Here is a 23319-nt window from a genome sequence, read left to right on the forward strand (position 1 = left end):
CATTATAGACCTTACGCATTTTCAGACAAGCCTTCATTGCTTCTAACCGGTGATTAAATAATCACTTAGCGCAGCGGTTGCTGCCCTGCGGCGGAAGATAACGCTGCGGATCGATGGCCGTCGCCTTATAGCGAATCTGGAAATGCAGCTTCACCGAATCCGTTCCCGTGCTGCCCATCGTGGCAATCTTCTGCCCCGCCTTCACGTTCTGACCGTTATTCACCAGCATTGTGTCGTTATGCGCATAGGCCGTGATGTAGTCTTCACCGTGCTTAAGCATGATCAGATTACCATACCCGCGCAGCTGGTTGCCGACGTAGACCACCTTCCCTGCCCCGGAGGCATAAACAGGCGTACCGCGCGCGGCAGCGATATCAATGCCCTTATTCCCACCCTCAGAGGTTGAATACGGCATAACCACTTTCCCGCTCGCGGGCCATAGCCAGCAGCGCTGCCCTACCGGCGGCCAGGAGGATTTCGGCACGGCGTAGGACGGAGTGACTTTTGCGGTTTTGCCTTTAGACGACGTCGATTTTTTTGCAGCGGATGATTTGCCGTTAACCTTCAGCTTCTGCCCAACCTCAATGGTGTAAGGCGCGGAGATATTGTTCATTTTCGCCAGGTCTTTTACGCTGGTGCCCGTCATCCGCGAAATGCGGTACAGCGTGTCACCGCGCTTAACGGTGTACACCGCGCCAGAGTAGCTGCCCATATCCGATGATTTGCTTCCCGAGCATCCCGCCAGAACCAGCGTCAGCAACAGGCAGAAAATAGCAGCAATGGGGTTTCTGGTCAGGCTTCCTGCAAACAAAACGGCTCCTCGCTCGGGGTGAATGGCGCACTATGATAGCAGCCCTCGCGGATACAGGTCATGCCCTTTTCCGCTCAGTGTGCCAACCCGTTTGCACGGGAATGCCGTATAATAAAGCAGCCTCTGACGCTGTGCGGGCCTGTTCCCGTGCGTAATAAGCGCAGCATCATTCGGCATTACGGCACTGGAGCAAGAATGAGCATTCAAGAACACGTCATTTTGATTGATGAGCAGGGAAAGGTAATCGGCACCCAGGAAAAATACGCCGCCCACACAGCAGACACCCCGCTGCACCTGGCTTTCTCTTCCTGGCTGTTTAACGAAAAGGGCGAATGCCTGGTCACACGACGCGCCATGGGCAAAAAAGCCTGGCCCGGCGTCTGGACAAACTCCGTCTGCGGCCATCCGCAGTCAGGTGAACAGATTGAGATGGCGATCGTTCGCCGCTGCCGCGACGAGATTGGCGCAGCGATCGTCGATATCACTCCCGTCGCGCCTGAGTTTCGCTACCGTAAAATTGATCCGTCCGGCATCGTCGAAAACGAAGTGTGCCCGGTATTTGCCGCCCGCATTACCAGCCCTCTAGCTATCAATCCCGACGAGGTAATGGAATATCAGTGGGTCGATCCGGAGGCGCTTTTTCAGGCGCTGGACGCCACGCCGTGGGCCTTTAGCCCGTGGATGGTGCTGGAAGCGAACGCTGCCCGCGACGCGCTCAGAGCCTTCGCAGCCAAATAAAAAAAGCCCCGGCGATAATCGCACGGGGCATTTTTATATCCTGAAAACTTATTTCACCGGACGCATCGCCGGGAACAGGATCACGTCGCGGATGGTGTGGCTATTGGTAAACAGCATCACCATGCGGTCGATACCAATGCCCAGGCCAGCCGTTGGCGGCAGGCCGTGCTCCAGCGCGGTCACGTAGTCTTCGTCGAAGAACATTGCTTCGTCGTCGCCTGCGGCCTTCGCGTTAACCTGATCCTGGAAGCGCTGCGCCTGATCTTCCGCATCGTTCAGCTCGCTAAAGCCGTTGCCGATTTCACGGCCGCCGATGAAGAACTCGAAGCGGTCGGTGATTTCCGGGTTCTCGTCATTACGACGCGCCAGCGGAGACACTTCAGCCGGGTATTCGGTGATGAAGGTCGGCTGAATCAGGTGCGCTTCGGCCACTTCTTCGAAGATCTCGGTCACGATACGGCCCAGACCCCAGCTCTTCTCAACCTTGATACCGATGCTTTCCGCAATGGCTTTCGCAGAGTCGAAGTTGTCCAGCTCGGCCATGTCGGTTTCCGGACGGTATTTCTTGATCGCTTCGCGCATGGTCAGTTTTTCAAACGGCTTGCCGAAGTCGAAGACCTCTTCACCGTAAGGTACTTCTGTGGTGCCCAGAATGTCCTGCGCCAGGGTGCGGAACAGGGATTCGGTCAGCTCGATCAGATCTTTGTAATCCGCGTAAGCCATATAGAGTTCCATCATGGTGAACTCTGGGTTGTGGCGAACGGAGATGCCTTCGTTACGGAAGTTACGGTTGATTTCAAACACGCGATCGAAACCACCGACCACCAGACGCTTCAGGTACAGTTCCGGCGCGATGCGCAGGTACATGTCGAGGTCCAGGGCGTTGTGATGGGTGATGAACGGACGCGCGGACGCGCCGCCAGGGATCACCTGCATCATTGGGGTTTCCACTTCCATAAAGTCGCGGTTCACCATGAACTGGCGGATACCGGCCATGATCTGGGAGCGAATTTTGAAGGTCTTGCGGGATTCATCGTTAGAGATGAGGTCCAGGTAACGCTGACGGTAGCGCGCTTCCTGATCCTGCAGGCCGTGGAATTTATCCGGCAGCGGGCGCAGGGCTTTGGTCAGCAGGCGCAGCTCGGTACAGTGGATAGACAGCTCGCCGGTTTTGGTTTTGAACAGCTTACCTTTCGCGCCGAGGATATCGCCCAGATCCCACTTCTTGAACTGCTCGTTATAGATGCCTTCCGGCAGGTCGTCACGGGAGACGTACAGCTGAATGCGGCCGCCAACGTCCTGCAGCGTCACGAAAGACGCTTTACCCATAATACGACGGGTCATCATGCGGCCCGCAACGGCCACTTCGACGTTCAGCGCTTCCAGCTCTTCGTTCTCTTTAGCGTCGAAGTCTGCGTGCAGTTGGTCTGAGGTGTGGTCACGACGAAAATCGTTCGGGAACGGCACGCCCTGCTCGCGCAGCGCGGCCAGCTTCTCGCGGCGGGTTTTCAGTTCGTTGTTAAGATCGACTACCGCGTCAGCGCCCTGTGCTTGTTGTTCAGACATGTTGGTTCCTCATAACCCTGCTTTCAAACTTGCTTCGATAAATTGGTCCAGGCTGCCGTCCAGCACCGCCTGCGTGTTACGGGTTTCTACACCGGTACGCAGGTCTTTAATGCGGGAGTCATCGAGGACGTAAGAACGGATCTGGCTGCCCCAGCCGATGTCTGACTTGTTGTCTTCCATCGCCTGCTTCTCAGCATTTTTCTTCTGCATCTCCAGCTCATAAAGCTTCGCTTTCATCTGCTTCATGGCCTGGTCTTTGTTCTTATGCTGTGAACGGTCGTTCTGGCACTGCGTCACCAGCCCGGTCGGAATGTGGGTGATACGCACCGCGGATTCCGTACGGTTAACGTGCTGACCGCCCGCGCCGGATGCGCGATAGACGTCGATACGCAGGTCCGCCGGGTTGATGTCGATGTCGATATCTTCGTCAACTTCCGGGTAAACGAACGCGGAGCTAAACGACGTATGGCGGCGGCCGCCGGAGTCGAACGGGCTCTTACGCACCAGGCGGTGAACGCCAGTTTCGGTACGCAGCCAGCCGTAGGCGTAGTCGCCAATAATTTTGATGGTCACGGATTTCAGGCCCGCGACTTCACCTTCAGACTCTTCGATAATCTCGGTTTTGAAACCGCGCGCTTCGGCCCAGCGCAGGTACATACGCGTCAGCATGCTGGCCCAGTCCTGCGCTTCGGTACCGCCAGAACCTGCCTGAATATCGAGATAGCAGTCAGCGCTATCGTATTCGCCGGAGAACATGCGACGAAACTCCAGCTGCGCCAGCTTCTCTTCCAGACCATCGAGTTCCGCTACGGCTTCGTTAAAGGTTTCTTCGTCGTCAGCTTCAACAGCCAGCTCCAGCAGGCCGGACACATCTTCCAGCCCCTGGGACATTTGGTCCAGCGTATCTACGATGGCTTCGAGAGAGGAACGCTCTTTACCCAGCGCCTGTGCGCGCTCGGGTTCATTCCAGACGTCCGGCTGTTCCAGCTCGGCGTTTACTTCTTCCAGACGCTCTTTCTTGGCATCGTAGTCAAAGATACCCCCTAAGAACGTCGGAGCGCTCCGTGAGGTCCTGAATGCGGTTTTTTACCGGATTAATTTCAAACATGGTCTGTTTTCTTTTATGAGCTTGTAAAAATGCGGTGATAAGAGCGGGATTGTACCGAATCCACGCTCTTTTTTATAGAGATTACTGACGCTAAATTGGCCAGATATTGTCGATGATGAGCTGAAGGGAGCGGTTACCGCGAAACTCATTAATATCGAGCTTATAGGCAAGCTCAACTTCACGCACGCCGTTGTCCGGCCAGATGGCGGTGTCGACGTTAAATGCAATGCCGTCCAAAAGCGGGCCGCCGCCAACCGGTTCAACCATCACCTTCAAATGGCGTTCGCCCACGATGCGCTGCTGCAGCAGACGGAAACGCCCGTCAAACAGCGGCTCGGGGAACATTTGCCCCCACGGGCCGGCATCGCGCAGCATCTGCGCCACCTCCATGGTCATTTCGGCCGCGGACAGCGGGCCGTCGGAGACCACTTCGCCCTGCAAAAGCGCCGGGTCAATCCAGTCGGTGACCAGCTCGCCGAAGAGGCGTTGAAACTCGTCAAACTTTGCCTCTTCCAGCGACAGCCCCGCCGCCATGGCGTGGCCGCCGAACTTGATCATCAGATCGGGATAAAGCGTATCCAGACGCTCCAGCGCGTCGCGCATGTGCAGCCCCTGAATGGAACGGCCAGAGCCTTTCAGCGTGCCGTCTCCCGCTGGCGCAAAGGCAATGACCGGACGGTGGAAACGCTCTTTGATGCGGGACGCCAGAATGCCCACGACGCCCTGATGCCATTCCGGGTGATACATCGCCAGACCGCCGGGCAGCGTATCCGCGCTGCGCTCCAGCTTTTCGCAGAGGGTCAGCGCTTCGGCCTGCATCCCCTGTTCAATCTCTTTACGCGTCTGGTTAAGCGCGTCCAGCTCGTTGGCCAGCACGCGCGCCTCGCCGATGTTATCGCACAGCAGCAGCGCGACGCCCACGGACATATCGTCCAGCCTTCCGGCCGCGTTCAGGCGTGGGCCAAGCGCAAAGCCGAGATCGCTTGCCGCCAGCTTCTGCGGGTCGCGATTGGAAATCTCCAGCAGCGCCTTAATGCCCGGCCGGCATTTGCCCGCGCGGATGCGGCTCAGGCCCTGCCAGGTCAAAATACGGTTGTTGGTATCCAGCGGCACGACGTCCGCTACGGTACCGAGCGCGACGAGATCCAGATACTCCGCGAGGTTGGGTACGGCGATGCCGCGAGACTCGAACCAGCCCTTATCGCGCAGCAGCGTGCGCAAGGCCAGCATCAGATAAAACGCCACGCCAACGCCCGCCAGCGATTTCGACGGGAAATCGCAGTCGCGCAGGTTGGGGTTAATGATGGCTTCAGCCTCCGGCAGCGTATCGCCGGGGAGGTGGTGATCGGTAACCAGCACCGGTATCCCCAGCTCATGCGCGCGCTGGACGCCCGCGTGAGAAGAGATCCCGTTATCCACGGTCATGATCATCTGCGCGCCGCGCGCGTGCGCCTGATCGACCACTTCCGGGCTAAGGCCATAGCCGTCTTCAAAGCGGTTTGGCACAAGGTAGGCGACGCTGTCGCAGCCCAGCGCGCGCAGGCTGAGCACGCTCAGCGCGGTGCTGGTGGCGCCGTCGGCATCAAAATCACCGACAACGACAATGCGCGTCCCGTCGAGAAACGCGTTGTAGAGCATCTCGGTGGCTTTTTCGATGCCGCTCAGCTGCTGCCAGGGCAGCATCCCCCTCACGCTTCGCTCAAGATCGTCAGCGGTTTTTACGCCGCGGCTGGCATAGAGCCGCTTGAGCAGCGGCGGGAGCTCCGCGGGTAAATCAGCATCATCCACCGCCTCGCGGCGGCGCAATTTTATCGGTGCTTTCACGCTGATTATTTACCACCAAGCTGTTTCTGGTGCGCGTCGAGGAACTCTTTCATCTCTTTCGGACCCTGATATCCCGGCACCACGGAGCCGTTGCTCAGCACGATTGCTGGCGTACCGTTCACGCCAAACTGCACGCCCAGCGCGTAGTGGTTGGCAATGTCGATATCACAGGAGGCTGGCTTCACGCCTTTGCCGTTCATGGCATCGTCGAACGCCTTGTTGCGATCTTTCGCACACCAGATTGCCTTCATGTCCTGCTCTGGCTGGCTGTTAACGCCCGCGCGCGGGAAGGCCAGGTAGCGCACGGTAATGCCCAGCGCGTTATAGTCTTTCATCTCTTCGTGCAGCTTGTGGCAGTAGCCGCAGGTGATGTCGGTGAACACGGTAATCACGTGTTTTTCCTGCGGCGCTTTATAAACAATCATCTCTTTTTCGAGCGCGTTCAGGTTTTTCATCAGCAGCTGGTTCGTGACGTTCACCGGCTGCGCACCGCTGACGTCATACATTGGGCCCTGAATAATATGCTTACCGTCTTCGGTCACGTACAGCACGCCGCTGTTGGTTAACACGGTTTTCATCCCGGCAACCGGCGCAGGCTGAATATCGCTGCTGGTGACGCCCAGTTTGGTCAGCGACTGTTTAATCGCGGCATCGTCAGCATGGGCAAAGCCGGTAAATGAAGCTGCCAGCAGGGTGAACAGCGCTAAAGACTTTTTCATAGTTAATCCTGTTACGATTCGTCGGCACTCACGCGCGCGGGTGGTGCTGTTGATGTAGCTGCCGCAGGCGTTCAGTCGCGACATGGGTGTAAATTTGCGTAGTTGAGAGATCGCTGTGGCCAAGCAGCATCTGCACGACGCGCAGGTCAGCGCCGTGGTTTAGCAGATGCGTCGCAAAAGCGTGACGCAAAACGTGCGGCGAAAGCTTCTCGCTGTCGATACCCGCCAGCGTGGCATAATGCTTGATGCGATGCCAGAACGTTTGCCGCGTCATCTGCTGCGCGCGCTGGCTCGGGAACAAGACGTCAATAGAAACCCCGTTCAGCAGCCAGGGGCGACCGTGCTCAAGGTACGTTTCGAGCCAGTACACCGCCTCTTCGCCCAGCGGCACCAGCCGCTCTTTATTGCCTTTGCCGATAACGCGAACCACGCCCTGACGCAGGCTAACGTCGCTCATCGTCAGCCCCACCAGCTCAGATACGCGTAAGCCGGTCGCATACAATACCTCAAGCATGGCTTTATCGCGTAACTCCAGCGGCAGGTCAACCGCCGGCGATTGTAATAATCTCTCAACTTGTGCTTCGCTCAGATCTTTCGGCAAACGCTGCGGGAGCTTTGGCGAGGCCAGCAGCGCGCTCGGATCGTCCGCGCGGATCTTCTCGCGATAGAGATGCTGGAACAGGCGACGCATTGCGCTCAAAAGCCGCGCGGAGCTGGTTGCTTTATAGCCCCCCTCCATGCGCTCGCCAAGCAGCGCCTGAAGATCCTCGCTTTGCGCGGTCTCAAGGCTAAGCCCTTTATGGGCCAGCCACTCTACCAGCATGGTGAGATCCCGTCGATAAGCGCTGAGCGTGTTCGCGGCCAGGTTCTTCTCCAGCCAGAGCGCGTCGAGAAACTGTTCGATGAGCGCGAGATCCTTTTCCACATCAGCCCCTTTGATTCTGCAATCCGCCCATTATGCCTGATTGCCATCGGTTTCTGGTACACTACGGGCATAGTCTACGCAAGAATTGAGATTGTTACGCGATGAATATTGGTCTGTTCTATGGCTCCAGCACCTGCTACACCGAAATGGCGGCGGAAAAAATTCGCGACATTATCGGCCCGGAACTGGTGACGCTGCATAACCTGAAAGATGACGCCCCCACGCTGATGGAGCAGTACGATGTGCTGATCCTTGGGATCCCGACGTGGGATTTCGGCGAAATACAGGAAGACTGGGAGGCTATCTGGGACCAGCTTGATGCGCTCAATCTTGAGGGCAAAATCATTGCGATGTACGGCATGGGTGACCAGCTAGGCTACGGCGAATGGTTCCTCGACGCGCTCGGCATGCTGCATGACAAGCTGGCACCGAAAGGCGCGTCATTTATCGGTTACTGGCCAACCGAAGGCTATGAGTTCACCAGCAAAAAACCTATCATCGCTGACGGCCAGCTGTTCGTGGGGCTCGCGCTGGACGAAACCAATCAGTACGACCTCAGTGACGAGCGCCTGCAAACCTGGTGCGAACAAATTTTGGGTGAAATGGCTGAAAAGTTCAGCTAACGCAAGCCTACTGCTGCGTCGGCTGCTGTAACATCATCCGGCGCAGATCGCGCCACTCTGCCGCATCCATACTGTCTGCCGCCAGCCAAAGGTGTTGCCGACGTCCCCCGTCTACCCTGCGCAGCCGCAGCATCATCCCGGCATTCAGCATCCAGGGCGTTCCGATGATGTCCCACTCCTGGCCCTGCCAGCGCAGGCGCGAATCGACCAGCAGCTTAATTTCGCCCTGACGCGCGTTAATCCGACGCTGGCTGCGCACGCTATCAAATACCACAAACGACAGCAGCAGCAGCCATAAAGGGGTGTAGCTAAGCGGCCACGGCATCAGTAAAACTAAGGCCGCGACCAGACCGTGGAGCAACAATGACATCCACTGCGAGCGCCACGAGACGCGAAGATCAGATTGCCACAGGACCACGTTCCCGATTCCGTGTTTGAATTAATTGCACCATCCGTTGCAACTCGGTGTCGGCGGGTTTGCCGTGATTCATCAGCCAGTTGAATAAATCAGGGTCATCTGACTCAAGCAGGCGCACAAACAGACGCTTATCGTCGTCGCTTAAGCTGTCGTACTCATGCTCAAAGAAAGGCATGATGGAAATATCAAGTTCGCGCATGCCGCGTCGACACGCCCAGTGAATACGGGCCTTGTTGTTAATATCCATGTTCAGTTTCCTGCTTTACGTTTGGTACAGTCGGATTCCCGTTCGCTATTCGTTATTTCTCTTCGGGAACAGTAGCTAGTGTAACGTGTTTTTGAACGTTTCTTTACTGGAATATTGCTAACCTCGAGCAGGCTTCCAGAATAATCCTCATAAAGACAGTGGATTACACTTTTTTGCGTCGCGCTACGCATAACCGGTTCATGGCACGAATGGCCTGCTGAAAGCGCTTGCAATGGCTACAGTCTCTTTTACCATTAGGCATTATCGAAGCGTTAAGCAATTCAGGACATCATTATGGCTTTTACTCCATTTTCTCCTCGCCAGCCCGCCGCCTCCGCGCGTCTGCCGCTGACGCTTATTACTCTTGAAGACTGGGCGCTGGCGACCGCAACCGGCGCCGATGCTGAAAAATACCTGCAGGGCCAGGTGACGGCCGACGTCAGCCAGATGACCGAGCACCAGCACCTGCTGGCTGCCCACTGCGATCCGAAGGGCAAAATGTGGAGCAACCTGCGCCTGTTCCGCGATCGGGACGGCTTTGCCTTTATTGAACGCCGCAGCCTGCGCGATGCCCAGCTCGTCGAGTTGAAAAAATACGCGGTTTTCTCCAAAGTCACTATCGCACCGAACGACGAACGGGTTCTTCTGGGCGTGGCGGGCTTCCAGGCGCGCGCAGCGCTGAAAAATCTCTTTGCCGAACTGCCGGATGCGGATAAACAGCTGGTCGGCGAAGGTGAAACATCCATTCTGTGGTTTGAACACCCGGCGGAACGTTTCCTGCTGGTAACGGACGAAGCCACCGCAGAGCGCGTTACCGACGCATTGCGCGGTGAAGCCCAGCTCAATAACAGCCAGCAGTGGCTGGCGCTGGACATCGAAGCGGGTCTGCCGGTGATTGACGCCGCAAACAGCCAGCAGTTTATTCCCCAGGCGACCAACCTCCAGGCGCTGGGAGGCATTAGCTTTAAGAAAGGCTGCTATACCGGTCAGGAAATGGTGGCTCGCGCGAAATTCCGTGGAGCGAACAAGCGCGCGCTGTGGACGCTGGCTGGCCACGCCAGCCGGGTACCGGAAGCGGGGGAAGATCTAGAGCTGAAGATGGGCGAAAACTGGCGCCGTACCGGCACCGTGCTGGCTGCCGTTCAGCTCGATGATGGCCGTCTGCTGGTGCAGGTCGTCATGAATAACGATATGGAACCGGACAGCGTGTTCCGCGTGCGCGATGATGCGAAAACGCTGGGCATTGAGCCGCTGCCGTATTCACTGGAAGAGTGATGCTGTATCGCCCGGTGGCGAGGTAAATGCAAAACGGTAACCGAAAGGTTACCGTTTTTTATGTTTGCTCTCTCTCCCTGTGGGAGAGGGCCGGGGTGAGGGCACCAGGCCGCAGCGGATAAACTACGCCTGCCCCACGTACAAATAGATTGCCAGGAAGTGGCACACGCTGCCGCCAAGCACGAAGCCGTGCCAGATAGCGTGGTTATAGGGAATGCGCTTGCAGACGTAAAAAATTACGCCCAGCGAATAGACCACGCCGCCCACCGCCAGCAGCGTCACGCCCCCGATCGCCAGCTTAACGGCCAGCTGGTACACCACAATCAGCGACAGCCATCCCATCGTCAGATAGGTCACCAGCGACAGAATTTTAAACCGGTGCGCGATGGTCAATTTGAATAAAATACCCAGCAGCGCCAGGCTCCAGATCACGATCATCAGGATGCGCGAGAGCGGCGAGTTTAATCCCACCAGCAGAAACGGCGTATAGGTACCCGCGATCAGCAGGTAGATAGCGCAGTGGTCAAATTTTTTCAGCCAGGTTTTGGCCCGCTGATGGGGAATGGCGTGATACAGCGTCGAGGCCAGAAACAGCAGGATCATACTCCCGCCGTACAGGCTGTAGCTGGCGATTGCCATCGCGCTGGCATTCGTGTCCACCGCCTGCACCAGCAGCAACACCAATCCGACAATACCAAAAACCAGCCCCACGCCGTGGCTAATACTGTTGGCTATTTCCTCAGCCAGCGAATATCCCTGTGCAATTAATGGCTTACTCACCATACGAAACTCCGGGAAAAAAGATGAATATTCATCGTCTGACTATGCTAACTGAGAATGATTCCAGTGAACACCTGTTAGCTAAAATAAAATTCAATGCGATACTTTCAATTTATAATCAATCAGTTACACATTCATTTCAGCTCACATCTGTTTCAGGTTACTGTTAAAGACATTTAAAATCAATCACATAAAACCGGTCCTGATTCGGATAGATTTCTCTGATTACGCTTTTCAGCGTCTCAAGCGTCATGTTCTCCTGCTCCGCGTGTTTTTCCGTCAGCGTTTCCAGAGTCACGGTCGATGTCGACAGGACTTCAATGGTGCAAAAGTATCCGTCATCCTCATAGCGCCCAACGCGCAGCACGTCACCCTGCCTGAAATGGGACTCGCTTTCATCGCGGATAGTAATGGTTTTACGCCCGGCCAGAATGTCGTCCTGAAAGCGCTGAAAAAAAGTGATGTCGTTTGGCTGCATGGTATTATTCCCTGAATGAAATCCGATGAGTGAGTTTAGCCATAGTGAGCATGTTCTCCCATTCCGCCGTTGCCAGCCTCAATAATCTGGAGATGATGGTCTACAACTTTGTCATCAAAAACCGCGACAAGGTGATGTATATGACCATCCGCGAACTGGCGGATGCGGCTGGCGTCTCAACAACCACTATCCTGCGCTTTTGCCGCAAGCTCAACTGTGAGGGCTATTCGGAATTCCGCGTGCGCTTTAAGCTCTTTCTGGAGCAGAATGAGCCTCAGCAGGCGAATTTTGGCGCCAGCGAAATTATCAGCTTCTTTAAAAGCGTCAACAATGAAGAGTTCGATAGTTTATTAGATCGCGCAGTTGATATTATTATGTCCTCCGAGCGTATTATATTTGTCGGTGCAGGCACGTCTGGCTCTCTGGCAAAATATGGCGCGCGCTTCTTCTCCAATATTGGCAAATTCAGCAACCATATCGACGATCCTTATTTTCCGGTCACCAACGACATGGCCAAAAACGCGCTGGCGATTGTGCTTTCCGTGTCCGGAGAAACCGAAGAGATCCTGCGCTTTGCCAGCCAGTTCAGCCTGCACAACTGCAAGGTACTGTCGATTACCAGCCACGAGCACTCGCGGCTGGCGAAGCTGGCGGACTTTAACCTCTCCTGGCATGTTCCCCAAACGCGTATCGGCGGCGTTTACGATATTACCACCCAAATTCCCGTGATCTATATTCTGGAATCTCTTGGCCGCAAGCTGGCGAAGAAATTAACGGAATAAAACACCCTGTTTTTTGGATGTAACAAATCACATTCTACGCAAATTGTTATATCGTGACATTTAATATCGCTTTGCTAGACTCGGCCATATTAGCCCTTTATTGAGAATAGCAAAGATGAAAAAACTGACCTTACCAAAAGACTTTTTATGGGGCGGCGCCGTTGCCGCACATCAGGTTGAAGGCGGCTGGAACAAAGGCGGCAAAGGCCCCAGCATTTGTGACGTGCTGACCGGCGGCGCGCACGGCGTACCGCGCGAAATCACGCAGGAAGTGATTGAGGGCAAATATTATCCGAACCACGAGGCCGTCGACTTCTACGGCCACTACAAAGAAGACATCAAGCTGTTCGCCGAGATGGGCTTTAAGTGTTTCCGCACCTCGATTGCCTGGACCCGCATCTTCCCAAAAGGCGACGAAACCCAGCCGAATGAAGAAGGCCTGAAGTTCTACGACGACATGTTCGATGAGCTGCTTAAGTACAACATCGAGCCGGTGATCACCCTCTCCCACTTCGAAATGCCGCTGCACCTCGTGCAGGAGTACGGCGGCTGGACCAACCGCAAAGTGGTCGATTTCTTCGTGCGCTTCTCGGAAGTGGTCTTCGAGCGTTACAAAAGCAAGGTCAAATACTGGATGACCTTTAACGAGATCAATAACCAGCGCAACTGGCGCGCGCCGCTGTTTGGCTACTGCTGCTCGGGCGTGGTATATACCGAGCATGAAAACCCGGAAGAGACGATGTACCAGGTGCTGCATCACCAGTTCGTGGCCAGCGCGCTGGCGGTAAAAGCCGCGCGCCGCATTAATCCGGAAACGAAGGTCGGCTGCATGCTGGCAATGGTTGCGCTCTACCCGTTCTCCTGCAAGCCGGAAGACGTGATGTTCGCGCAGGAATCCATGCGCGAGCGCTATGTGTTCACCGACGTGCAGCTGCGCGGCTACTACCCGTCCTACGTGCTGAACGAGTGGGAGCGCCGCGGCTTCTCCATCAACATGGAAGCGGGCGACGAGCAGATCCTGCGCGATGGCACCTGCGACTATCTGGGCTTCAGCTATTACATGACTAACGCGGTGAAGGCCGAAGGCGGGAGCGGCGATGCGATTTCTGGCTTCGAGGGCAGCGTTCCGAACCCGCACGTTAAGGCATCGGACTGGGGCTGGCAGATCGACCCGGTAGGCCTGCGCTACTCGCTTTGCGAACTTTACGAGCGTTATCAGAAGCCGCTGTTCATCGTCGAAAACGGGTTTGGCGCCTACGATAAAGTGGAAGAAGACGGCAGCATCAACGATGACTACCGCATCGACTACCTGCGCGCCCACGTGGAAGAGATGATGAAGGCGGTCACCTATGACGGCGTGGATCTGATGGGCTATACGCCGTGGGGCTGTATCGACTGCGTGTCGTTTACCACCGGCCAGTACAGCAAGCGCTACGGCTTTATCTACGTGAACAAGCACGACGACGGCACGGGCGACATGTCGCGTTCCCGCAAGAAAAGCTTCGAGTGGTATAAAGGCGTGATTGCCAGCAACGGCGAGGCATTGTAATACGATTTAACCCCTCTCCCCTTTGGGGAGAGGGGTTTACTTCCCGCCCGCCAGCTCAATAAAACTCCCCGTCACGTACGACGCCTTTTCGCTCAGCAGCCAGACAATCGCCTGCGCCACCTCTTCCGGCTGGCCGCCGCGCTGCATCGGCAGCATCGACTTAACCCTGTCCACACGCCCCGGTTCACCGCCCGAAGCATGGATATCGGTATAAATGAGTCCCGGACGCACGCAGTTTACGCGAATGCCCTGCGCCGCCACCTCGAGCGATAATCCCGTGGTCAGCGAATCCACAGCCCCTTTTGATGCCGCGTAATCCACATATTCACCCGGCGCGCCCAGGCGCGACGCAGCGGACGAGACGTTCACGATCGCCCCGCCCTTACCGCCGTGCTTGTGCGACATGCGCTTGACCGCTTCGCGGCAGCAGAGGAAATAGCCCGTTACGTTGGTGGCGAGCACGCGGTTGATACGCTCGGCCGACAGGTTCTCGATGGTGGATTGCTCAAACAAAATACCCGCATTATTGACCAGCGCGGCAAGCGGCTCGCCTTCGCGGTCGATGCTGTCGAACATCGCCAGCACCTGCGCTTCATCGCTGATGTCGGCGCGCACGGCAAAGGCTTTGCCGCCCGCCTCGACAATCTGATTGACCACTTCCGTCGCGGCCTTAATATTGTGGTGAAAGTTCACCGCCACGGTGTAGCCCTCGCATGCCAGCTGCAGCGCGGTGGCTTTACCAATTCCGCGGCTGGCGCCGGTAACCAGTGCAATTGCCATTGTCTTCTCCCAATAAAAAAGCCGGGTGGCGGCTTCGCCTTACCCGGCCTACGTTACTACAGCAAAAAAATTACTGGTATTCGCTCATCGGCACGCAGGAGCAGAACAGGTTGCGGTCGCCGTACACGTCGTCGAGACGCTTCACGGTCGGCCAGTATTTGTTTGCCACGCCCGCCGGGAAGACCGCCAGCTCGCGGGAATAGCCGTGATTCCACTCCGCCACCATCTCGTGCTGGGTGTGTGGCGCATTGACCAGCGGGTTGTCGTCGAGCGTCCACTCGCCGTCCTGCACGCGATCGATCTCCATGCGGATGGCAAGCATCGCGTCGATGAAGCGGTCCAGCTCGGCTTTGCTCTCAGACTCCGTTGGCTCCACCATCAGCGTACCCGCAACCGGGAACGACATGGTTGGCGCATGGAAGCCGTAGTCGATCAGACGCTTGGCGATATCCAGCTCGCTGATGCCCGTCGCGTCTTTCAGCGGACGAATATCAAGGATGCACTCGTGCGCTACGCGACCGTCGCGGCCGGTATAGAGCACCGGGAAGGCAGATTTCAGGCGCGTGGCAATGTAGTTGGCGTTGAGGATCGCCACCTGGCTGGCCTGCTTCAGCCCTTCCGCCCCCATCATGCGGATGTACATCCAGCTGATGGGCAGGATTGAAGCGCTGCCGAACGGTGCCGCGGAGACCGCTCCCTGGCGGGTCAGCATGCCTTCAATTTGCACCACGCTGTGGCCCGGCACGAACGGTGCCAGGTGCGCTTTCACGCCGATTGGGCCCATGCCCGGTCCGCCGCCGCCGTGCGGAATGCAGAAGGTTTTATGCAGGTTCAGGTGCGAGACGTCCGCGCCGATAAAGCCCGGCGAGGTGATGCCCACCTGAGCGTTCATGTTCGCGCCGTCGAGGTATACCTGACCGCCGAACTGATGAACCACTTCGCACACTTCACGGATGGTCTCTTCGTACACGCCGTGGGTGGACGGATAGGTCACCATGATGCAGGAGAGCTTGTCTCCCGCCTGCTCGGCTTTCGCACGCAGGTCGGCCAGGTCGATGTTGCCGTTCTTATCGCAGGCCACCACCACCACTTCCATTCCCGCCATCTGGGCAGACGCCGGGTTAGTGCCGTGCGCGGAGCTTGGGATCAGGCAGATATCGCGGTGGCCTTCATTGCGGCTTTCGTGATAGTGGCGGATTGCCAGCAGGCCCGCGTATTCACCCTGCGCGCCGGAGTTCGGCTGCATGCAAAGCGCGTCGTAGCCCGTCAGCTTCACCAGCCAGTCGGAGAGCTGGTTAATCATCAGGTGATAGCCTTCCGCCTGCTCCGGCGGGCAGAACGGGTGCAGCTCGGAAAATTCAGGCCAGGTGATTGGGATCATCTCCGCCGCGGCGTTCAGCTTCATGGTGCAGGAGCCCAGCGGGATCATCGCCTGGTTCAGCGCCAGATCCTTGCGCTCCAGAGAGTGCATGTAGCGCATCATCTCGGTTTCGCTATGGTAGCGGTTGAACACCGGATGGGTCAGGATCGCGTCGTTACGCAGCATGCTTTCCTGGATCGAGCGGCTGTCGTGGGCCACCTCTTTGTCCAGCGCGTCAACGTCGAGGCCGTGGGCATCGCCCAGCAGCACGCTGAACAGGTTCACCACGTCATCGCGCGTGGTGCTTTCATCCAGCGTAATGCCGACGGCGTTATGGATGTCGCTGCGCAGGTTGATTTCCGCCGCGTCGGCGCGTGCCAGCACGGTCGCCTTGTCCGCCACGTCCACGCACAGGGTGTCGAAGTAGTGGTTATGACGCAGCTTAAGCCCTTTCTGCTGCAGGCCGCAGGCCAGAATATCGGCCAGACGGTGGATGCGGCTGGCAATGCGCTTCAGGCCGGCCGGACCGTGGAAGACGGCGTACAGGCTGGCGATGTTCGCCAGCAGCACCTGTGAAGTACAGATGTTGGAGTTCGCTTTCTCGCGGCGGATGTGCTGCTCGCGGGTCTGCATCGCCATGCGCAGGGCGGTGTTACCGGCGGCATCTTTCGATACCCCGATAATGCGGCCCGGCATGGAGCGTTTGAATTCATCTTTCGCGCCGAAGAACGCCGCGTGCGGGCCGCCGTAGCCCATCGGCACGCCGAAGCGCTGGGCCGAACCGAAGACGATATCCGCGCCCTGTTTGCCCGGCGCGGTCAGCAGCACCAGCGCCATAAAATCGGCGGCAACGCTGACGATAACTTTGCGGTTTTTCAGCTCGGCGATCAGCGCGCTGTAATCATGTACTTCGCCCGTTGTGCCCACCTGCTGCAGCAGCACGCCGAAGACGTCCTGGTGATCCAGCACTTTGTCCGCGTCGTCGACAATCACGTCAAAACCGAAGGTTTCCGCGCGGGTGCGCACCACGTCCAGCGTTTGCGGATGCACGTCCGCCGCCACGAAGAAGCGGTTGGCGTTTTTCAACTTGCTGACGCGTTTTGCCATCGCCATCGCTTCGGCAGCGGCGGTCGCTTCGTCCAGCAGCGAGGCGGACGCGATATCCATGCCGGTCAGGTCCAGCGTCACCTGCTGGAAGTTCAGCAGCGCTTCCAGGCGGCCCTGGGATACTTCAGGCTGATAAGGGGTGTAAGCGGTGTACCAGCCCGGATTTTCCAGCATGTTACGCAGGATAACCGGCGGCAGCTGCACGTTGGTGTAGCCCATGCCAATGTAAGACTTATAGCGCTTGTTAAGGCCGGCAATGGCCTTCAGCTCCGCCAGCGCGGCGAACTCGGTGGTGGACTCCCCGATCTGAGGCGGCGTCGCAAGCTGGATGTCCTTCGGCACGATCTGGCCGATCAGTGCGCTTAATGAATCCGCGCCAACCGTTTTCAGCATCTCCTGCTGTTGCTGAGCGTCCGGCCCGATGTGACGTTCAATGAAGGCGCCACGGTTTTCAAGCTGGCTTAAAGTCTGTGTCATGAGCGATGGTTCCTGAAACGTGCAGTGAATGTGTTTTATCCCTCTCCCTTAGGGAGAGGGCTGGGGTGAGGGTGTCGTCAGTTCCCCTCACCCTACCCTCTCCCCACAGGGGAGAGGGATAATGGCTTACTCGTTTTCTAACAGTGCTTCGTACGCGGTCGCATCCAGCAGCGCGGCAACCTGCGCCTCGTCGCTGGCTTTGATCTTAAAGATCCAGCCGCCTTCATACGGCTCGCTGTTCACCAGCTCCGGGGAGTCGCTCAGCGCGTCGTTGACGGCCACAATTTCACCGCTGACCGGTGCGTAGATATCGGAAGCCGCTTTTACGGACTCCGCAACCGCGCAGTCGTCGCCCGCGCTCACGGTGGTGCCCACGTCAGGCAGGTCGACAAACACCATGTCGCCCAGCAGCTCCTGCGCGTGCTCGGTGATCCCTACGGTGTAAGTGCCGTCCGCCTCTTTGCGCAGCCACTCGTGTTCTTTGCTGTATTTCAGTTCTGCTGGCACATTGCTCATTGAAGTTCTCCTGATAAAAATGATTAGGCGACCGGCTTACCGGCGCGAACAAAAATCGGTTTGGTTACGTTGACCGGCATTTCACGGTTGCGGATCTGCACCACCGCCGTTTCGCCAATGCCCGCCGGGACGCGCGCCAGGGCGATACTGTAGCCGAGCGTCGGGGAGAAGGTGCCGCTGGTGATCACGCCTTCGCGGTGATTGCCATCGGCATCGGTGAAGCGCACCGGCAGCTCGCCGCGCAGGACGCCTTTTTCCTTCATCACCAGGCCAACCAGCTGTTCAGTGCCCTTTTCACGCTGCATTTCCAGCGCTTCGCGCCCGATGAAGTCACGGTCGGCCGGTTCCCAGGCAATGGTCCAGCCCATGTTGGCAGCCAGCGGAGAGACGCCTTCGTCCATCTCCTGGCCGTAGAGGTTCATTCCCGCTTCGAGGCGCAGCGTATCGCGCGCGCCCAGGCCCGCCGGCTTCACGCCCGCTTCGACCAGCGCGCGCCAGAAATCGGCGGCCTTCTCGTTCGGCATCGCAATTTCATAGCCCGCTTCGCCGGTGTAGCCGGTGGTCGCAATAAACAGGTCGCCCGCCTGCACCCCGAAGAACGGCTTCATGCCTTCGGTGGCTTTGCGCTGCTCGTCGCTGAACAGAGAGGCGGCCTTCGCCTGCGCGTTTGGCCCCTGCACGGCGATCAGCGACAGATCGTCACGGACGGTGATGTCGATGGCGTAAGGTTCGGCGTGTTGAGTGATCCAGGAGAGGTCTTTTTCGCGGGTGGCGGAGTTGACAACGAGGCGGAAGAAATCTTCAGTGAAGTAATAGACGATAAGGTCATCAATCACGCCGCCGGAGGCATTTAGCATACCGGTATAAAGCGCTTTGCCCGGCGTCTTTAGCTTCGCCACGTCGTTTGCCAGCAGATAACGCAGAAACTCCCGGGTGCGGCTACCGCGCAGATCGACAATCGTCATGTGGGATACGTCGAACATACCGGCATCGGTGCGCACCGCGTGGTGCTCATCAATCTGCGAGCCGTAGTGCAGCGGCATCATCCAGCCGTGGAAGTCCACCATGCGGGCGCCGCATAACACGTGCTGTTCGTACAAAGGAGTCTGTTGAGCCATCTTTTCCTCGTTGAAAAATTCCACCGTGAAACCCGGTATCGGCCCCGTATATGGCGCCGACGCAAACGTTCTCTTTTACCTGAACTTACCACCGAAGCCGGCGGTAAACCATAAGCTAAAGAAGGTCATCACATTAGCTTATGACTAAAAAACGCTAAAAAGCCTACAGAGTTATTCACTGGAAAAATGCGATTAAGCCCGCACAAAATTAACATTGATCTAACAGTATTCAGCACAGGGTGATATTTCGTGCGGAAAAATGGGCCAGATTTTCGTCATGAAAAAAAGGTGAGATTAGATTATCTAATGCGAAAAAACGCGTGAAATTAGATTATTTCAAATGAGGTTATTTCCCCGGCGCGGAGGCCGGGAAAAGAAAGTGTGACGGGGGTCAATACTATTGGAGCCAGTCGGGAAGATCGTTAAGGCCCATTGCCTGACGGAGAAGCTGCGGCTTAACGCCGGGAAGGGTGTCGGCAAGCTTAAGGCCGATATCGCGCAGCAGTTTTTTCGCCGGATTGGCCCCGGCAAACAGCTCGCGGAAGCCCTGCATGCCCGCCAGCATCATCGCCGCGCTGTGCTTGCGGCTGCGCTCGTAGCGCCGCAGGTATAAATGCTGGCCGATGTCTTTCCCTTCGCGGTGCAGGCGACGCAGCTCTTCCACCAGCTCGGCCGCATCCATAAAGCCGAGATTCACGCCCTGCCCGGCCAGCGGATGAATGGTATGCGCCGCATCGCCGACCAGCGCCAGGCGGTGCGCCGCAAACTGGCGCGCGTAGCGGCCGGTCAGCGGGAAGACCAGACGCTCGCTCTCAAGCGTGCACAGGCCAAGGCGGTTATCAAACGCCACGCACAGCGCCTGGTTAAAGGCTTCCGGCGTGGCGTCCTGCATCTGCTGCGCTTTTTCCGGCACCAGCGACCAGACGATCGAGCACAGGTGCGGATCGCTGAGCGGCAGGAAGGCCAGAATGCCGTCGTTGTGGAAAATCTGGCGCGCGACGCCGCCGTGCGGCTCTTCGGTGCGGATGGTCGCCACCATCGCGTGATGGCGGTAGTCCCAGAAGGTCAGCGGGATATCGGCCTTGTTACGCAGCCAGGAGTTGGCGCCGTCAGCGCCTACCACCAGACGCGCGGTGAGCATGTCGCCGCTTTGCAGGGTAATAAACGCCTCGTTTTCGCCCCAGGCCACCTGCTGGATCTGCGCGGGTGCCATCAGCGTCACGTCGCTACAGGCCTGCGCTTTTTGCCACAGCGCGTGGTGAATCACCGCGTTTTCGATGATGTGCCCCAGGTGGCTGTACCCCATGCTTTCGTCATCAAACGCGATGTGGCCGAAGCTGTCTTTATCCCACACTTCCATACCGTGATAGCAGCTGGCGCGCTGGGCCACGATATCTGACCAGACGCCAAGCCGCGTCAGCAGCTTTTCGCTGGCCGCGTTAATCGCCGATACGCGAAGCGCCGGCGGCGCATCCGGCGCGACGGGCTGAGGCAGCTTTTGCTCCAGCACGGCCACGCGCAGGCCGCTGCCCTGTAATCCGCAGGCCAGCGCCAGCCCGACCATTCCGCCGCCTACAATGGCGACATCAACATTTTGCACGGTGATAACTCCTTAACGCGCGACCCAACCAAGGGTCCGCTGCGCCAGCACGTCACGTGCCGGAATGAATAATTCCATCGCCACCAGCCCGAGGTTGCGGCCTGCCACCAGCGGCGCCCAGCGGTTGGCAAACAGATGGACTAAACCATCGGTCACGCCGATCGTCGCCTCTTTGTCGGCCTGACGGCGCTTCTGATAATGACTCAGCACCGCGTACTCACCGCAGTCTTTTTGCTCGCGCCACGCCTGCGCCAGCGTTTCCGCAAGGCTCATGACGTCGCGCAGGCCAAGGTTGAAGCCCTGCCCGGCAATCGGATGCAGGGTCTGCGCCGCATTGCCGACCAGCGCCACGCGATGGGAGATAGACTGCGATGCGGTAGTCAGCGACAGCGGATAGACCGCGCGCTTGCCCGCATGGGTGATACGTCCGAGCCGCCAGCCGAAGGCCCGCTGCAGCTCGGCACAAAAACGTTCGTCGGACCAGGACTGTACCTCGTCGGCCTTATCCAGCGGATGGCACCAGACCAGCGAGCAGCGCCCGTCCGACATCGGCAGCATCGCCAGCGGGCCGTGCTGCGTGAAGCGCTCGAAGGCCCTGCCGCTATGGGCCTGGGACGTCGAAACGTTGGCAATGACGGCAACCTGCCCGTACGGCTGCTGCTGCCACGCTATGCCGCACCGCGTGCCGATGGCAGAACGCGAACCGTCCGCGGCAACCAAAAGCTGGCCCTCAAGAACGGTGCCATTTTCCAGCGTCACGCTGACCGCGCCTTCGCTGCGGCTAAAGCTGGCAACGCGCGTCGGGCAGTGCAGCGTAACGCCCGGGGCATCCTGCAGCAGGCGGAACAGGCGCAGGCCGACGTCGTGCAGCTCAACAACCTGCCCCAATGCTTCAATGCGGTAGTCGTGGGCATTCAGCGTGACAAACCCCGCGTGCCCGCGGTCGCTAACGTGGACGGTATTGATCGCCGTTGCGCGGTCGGCTATTGCCTGCCAGATCCCAATGCGCGCGAGGTGTTGGCAGGTTCCCTGCGCCAGGGCAATGGCGCGGGCGTCAAAGCCTGGGTGATCGGCGGCCTGAGGCGCAACGGCCTCCACCAGATGCACCGGAAGCTGGCCGTTCGTCAGCTGCGAAATCGCCAGCGCCAGCGTGGCGCCGGTCATACCGCCGCCAACAATGATCACGCTCATACGCGCGCCGCCGCCATCAGCGCCTCGATATCGTCCGCTTTCTTGACGACGCTCGCGGTCAGGTTTTCGTTACCCGATTCGGTGATCACAATGTCGTCTTCAATGCGAATGCCAATGCCGCGGTACTCCGGCGGGACGTCTGCATCCGGCGCAATGTACAGCCCCGGCTCGACGGTCAACACCATGCCCGGCTCCAGCACGCGCGAACGTTCGGGGCCATAGGCGCCCACGTCGTGCACGTCCAGCCCAAGCCAGTGGCTCAGGCCGTGCATAAAGTACGGGCGGTGGGCATTCTCGGTAATCAGCGTATCCACGTCGCCCTTCAGGATGCCGAGCTTCACCAGGCCGGTAATCATGATGCGCACCACTTCACCGGTCACTTCCTGAATGGACGTACCCGGACGGTAAAGCGTCAGCGCCGTTTCCAGCGATTCGAGCACGATGTCATACACCGCGCGCTGTGCCGGGGTGAATTTGCCGTTCACCGGGAAGGTACGGGTAATGTCACCCGCGTAGCCCTGGAATTCGCAACCGGCGTCGATCAAGACCAGGTCGCCATCGCGCAGCGCGCTTTCGTTCTCGGTGTAATGCAGAATGCAGCCGTTTTCACCGCCGCCAACGATGGTGTTGTAGGAAGGGAAACGCGCGCCGTGGCGGTTAAACTCGTGCTGAATTTCGCCTTCGAGCTGATACTCGAACATGCCCGGGCGGCACTTTTCCATCGCGCGGGTATGTGCCAAAGCGCTGATTTCACCCGCCCGGCGCAGCACGTTGAGCTCTTCTTCGGATTTGAACAGGCGCATCTCATGCACCATCGGACGCCAGTCCGTCAGCGTGGCCGGGGCGGAAAGATTCTGCCGCGAGCCTTTACGCAGCTTGTCGAGGGCGTTGAAGACGATCTCATCGGCGTAGGCGTACTCGCCCTGAGCGTGGTAAAGCACGTCCAGACCGTTAAGCAGCTGATAGAGCTGCTGGTTGATTTCGCTAAACGCCAGCGCGCGGTCAACGCCAAGCTTCGCCGGGGCCGCCTCTTGCCCCAGACGGCGGCCAAACCAGATCTCAGCCGTCAGGTCGCGCACGCGGTTGAAGATAACGCTGTGGTTGTGGGTGTCGTTGCTCTTAATCAGGACCAGTACCGCTTCCGGCTCGTTGAAGCCGGTGAAATACCAGAAATCGCTGCTCTGGCGATAGGGGTATTCGCTGTCGGCGCTGCGCGTGACTTCCGGCGCGGCAAAAATCAGCGCGGCGCTGCCCGGCTGCATTTGCGCCAGCAGCGCCTGACGACGGCGCGAATACTCGTGATTTGAGATAACCATGACACCCTCCT

General features: G+C 58.1%; 22 protein-coding genes. 5 read left to right on the forward strand and 17 right to left on the reverse strand.

What is annotated here, in order from left to right; translation table 11 throughout:
• Positions 1–61 precede the first annotated feature (61 nt).
• Positions 62–811 (reverse strand): amidase activator ActS, encoded by a 750-nt coding sequence (actS, locus tag V1599_RS20280; RefSeq protein WP_112009782.1) that lies wholly within the window; start codon positions 809–811, stop codon positions 62–64.
• 195 nt (positions 812–1006) lie between these two features.
• Between actS and idi the strand changes: the two genes are divergently transcribed.
• Entirely contained in the window at positions 1007–1549 is a 543-nt protein-coding gene (gene idi, locus V1599_RS20285; protein WP_112009783.1) for an isopentenyl-diphosphate Delta-isomerase, read from the forward strand.
• A 48-nt stretch (positions 1550–1597) separates the two neighbouring features.
• Here the strand turns inward: idi and lysS are convergent, their stop codons facing one another.
• The 5 genes from lysS to xerD all read right to left on the reverse strand — a co-directional run bounded on the left by lysS (position 1598) and on the right by xerD (position 7691).
• Positions 1598–3115, reverse strand: coding sequence for a lysine--tRNA ligase (gene lysS, locus V1599_RS20290; RefSeq protein ID WP_112009784.1), 1518 nt, complete (start codon positions 3113–3115; stop codon positions 1598–1600).
• A 9-nt stretch (positions 3116–3124) separates the two neighbouring features.
• A protein-coding gene (prfB, locus tag V1599_RS20295) for a peptide chain release factor 2 (protein ID WP_112009785.1) occupies positions 3125–4223 on the reverse strand; the annotation gives its coding sequence in 2 pieces (ribosomal slippage) (positions 3125–4147 and positions 4149–4223; 1098 coding nt in all).
• A 90-nt stretch (positions 4224–4313) separates the two neighbouring features.
• A complete protein-coding gene (recJ, locus tag V1599_RS20300; RefSeq protein WP_395300742.1) occupies positions 4314–6047 on the reverse strand; it encodes a single-stranded-DNA-specific exonuclease RecJ in 1734 nt (577 codons plus the stop codon).
• Positions 6048–6052: 5 nt separating this feature from the next.
• Entirely contained in the window at positions 6053–6766 is a 714-nt protein-coding gene (gene dsbC, locus V1599_RS20305; protein WP_112009787.1) for a bifunctional protein-disulfide isomerase/oxidoreductase DsbC, read from the reverse strand.
• A gap of 28 nt (positions 6767–6794) precedes the next feature.
• Positions 6795–7691 (reverse strand): site-specific tyrosine recombinase XerD, encoded by an 897-nt coding sequence (xerD, locus tag V1599_RS20310; RefSeq protein ID WP_112009788.1) that lies wholly within the window; start codon positions 7689–7691, stop codon positions 6795–6797.
• Positions 7692–7792: 101 nt separating this feature from the next.
• On the opposite strand from xerD, the gene fldB reads away from it, so the two are divergent.
• Complete coding sequence (gene fldB / locus V1599_RS20315) at positions 7793–8314, forward strand: flavodoxin FldB (protein WP_112009789.1); 522 nt, start codon at positions 7793–7795, stop codon at positions 8312–8314.
• A gap of 7 nt (positions 8315–8321) precedes the next feature.
• On the opposite strand, the gene V1599_RS20320 is transcribed toward fldB, so the two are convergent.
• Together V1599_RS20320 and sdhE are read right to left on the reverse strand one after the other, a co-directional pair.
• Positions 8322–8732, reverse strand: coding sequence for a protein YgfX (locus tag V1599_RS20320; RefSeq protein ID WP_112009790.1), 411 nt, complete (start codon positions 8730–8732; stop codon positions 8322–8324).
• Positions 8713–8979 carry an FAD assembly factor SdhE gene (gene sdhE, locus V1599_RS20325; protein WP_042716098.1) on the reverse strand — a complete coding sequence of 89 codons (267 nt, stop codon included), beginning with the start codon at positions 8977–8979 and terminating at the stop codon, positions 8713–8715. The genes V1599_RS20320 and sdhE overlap by 20 nt, the downstream gene beginning before the upstream one ends.
• 294 nt (positions 8980–9273) lie before the next feature.
• On the opposite strand from sdhE, the gene ygfZ reads away from it, so the two are divergent.
• A complete protein-coding gene (ygfZ, locus tag V1599_RS20330; protein ID WP_297115831.1) occupies positions 9274–10254 on the forward strand; it encodes a tRNA-modifying protein YgfZ in 981 nt (326 codons plus the stop codon).
• Between the two features lie 123 nt (positions 10255–10377).
• Here the strand turns inward: ygfZ and V1599_RS20335 are convergent, their stop codons facing one another.
• Both V1599_RS20335 and yqfB read right to left on the reverse strand, forming a co-directional pair.
• Positions 10378–11037: a hemolysin III family protein gene (locus V1599_RS20335; protein WP_395300743.1), complete on the reverse strand. Its 660-nt coding sequence runs from the start codon at positions 11035–11037 to the stop codon at positions 10378–10380.
• Positions 11038–11200: 163 nt separating this feature from the next.
• The gene (gene yqfB / locus V1599_RS20340) at positions 11201–11512 is read right to left on the reverse strand and encodes a N(4)-acetylcytidine aminohydrolase (RefSeq protein WP_395300744.1); all 312 of its coding nucleotides are present in this window, start codon (positions 11510–11512) and stop codon (positions 11201–11203) included.
• Between the two features lie 50 nt (positions 11513–11562).
• On the opposite strand from yqfB, the gene V1599_RS20345 reads away from it, so the two are divergent.
• Together V1599_RS20345 and V1599_RS20350 are read left to right on the forward strand one after the other, a co-directional pair.
• Entirely contained in the window at positions 11563–12294 is a 732-nt protein-coding gene (locus V1599_RS20345; protein WP_112009794.1) for a MurR/RpiR family transcriptional regulator, read from the forward strand.
• 115 nt (positions 12295–12409) lie between these two features.
• Complete coding sequence (locus V1599_RS20350) at positions 12410–13843, forward strand: 6-phospho-beta-glucosidase (protein WP_395300745.1); 1434 nt, start codon at positions 12410–12412, stop codon at positions 13841–13843.
• Between the two features lie 36 nt (positions 13844–13879).
• On the opposite strand, the gene V1599_RS20355 is transcribed toward V1599_RS20350, so the two are convergent.
• From V1599_RS20355 to pepP, 7 genes are all read right to left on the reverse strand, one after another.
• Positions 13880–14623, reverse strand: coding sequence for an SDR family oxidoreductase (locus tag V1599_RS20355; RefSeq protein WP_395300746.1), 744 nt, complete (start codon positions 14621–14623; stop codon positions 13880–13882).
• Positions 14624–14693: 70 nt separating this feature from the next.
• A complete protein-coding gene (gene gcvP / locus V1599_RS20360; RefSeq protein ID WP_395300747.1) occupies positions 14694–17567 on the reverse strand; it encodes an aminomethyl-transferring glycine dehydrogenase in 2874 nt (957 codons plus the stop codon).
• 126 nt (positions 17568–17693) lie between these two features.
• Complete coding sequence (gene gcvH / locus V1599_RS20365; protein WP_112009798.1) at positions 17694–18083, reverse strand: glycine cleavage system protein GcvH; 390 nt, start codon at positions 18081–18083, stop codon at positions 17694–17696.
• Between the two features lie 23 nt (positions 18084–18106).
• A complete protein-coding gene (gcvT, locus tag V1599_RS20370; RefSeq protein WP_017382898.1) occupies positions 18107–19201 on the reverse strand; it encodes a glycine cleavage system aminomethyltransferase GcvT in 1095 nt (364 codons plus the stop codon).
• 397 nt (positions 19202–19598) lie between these two features.
• Entirely contained in the window at positions 19599–20801 is a 1203-nt protein-coding gene (gene ubiI, locus V1599_RS20375; protein WP_395300748.1) for an FAD-dependent 2-octaprenylphenol hydroxylase, read from the reverse strand.
• 12 nt (positions 20802–20813) lie between these two features.
• Entirely contained in the window at positions 20814–21992 is a 1179-nt protein-coding gene (ubiH, locus tag V1599_RS20380; protein ID WP_395300749.1) for a 2-octaprenyl-6-methoxyphenyl hydroxylase, read from the reverse strand.
• Positions 21989–23308 carry a Xaa-Pro aminopeptidase gene (pepP, locus tag V1599_RS20385; RefSeq protein WP_395300750.1) on the reverse strand — a complete coding sequence of 440 codons (1320 nt, stop codon included), beginning with the start codon at positions 23306–23308 and terminating at the stop codon, positions 21989–21991. Before pepP ends, ubiH begins: the two co-directional genes overlap by 4 nt.
• Between the last annotated feature and the right edge of the window lie 11 nt (positions 23309–23319).

Origin of the sequence: Enterobacter sp. ECC-175, from assembly GCF_043968675.1 — a bacterium.
In the GTDB taxonomy this organism is placed as follows: Bacteria; Pseudomonadota; Gammaproteobacteria; order Enterobacterales; family Enterobacteriaceae; genus Enterobacter.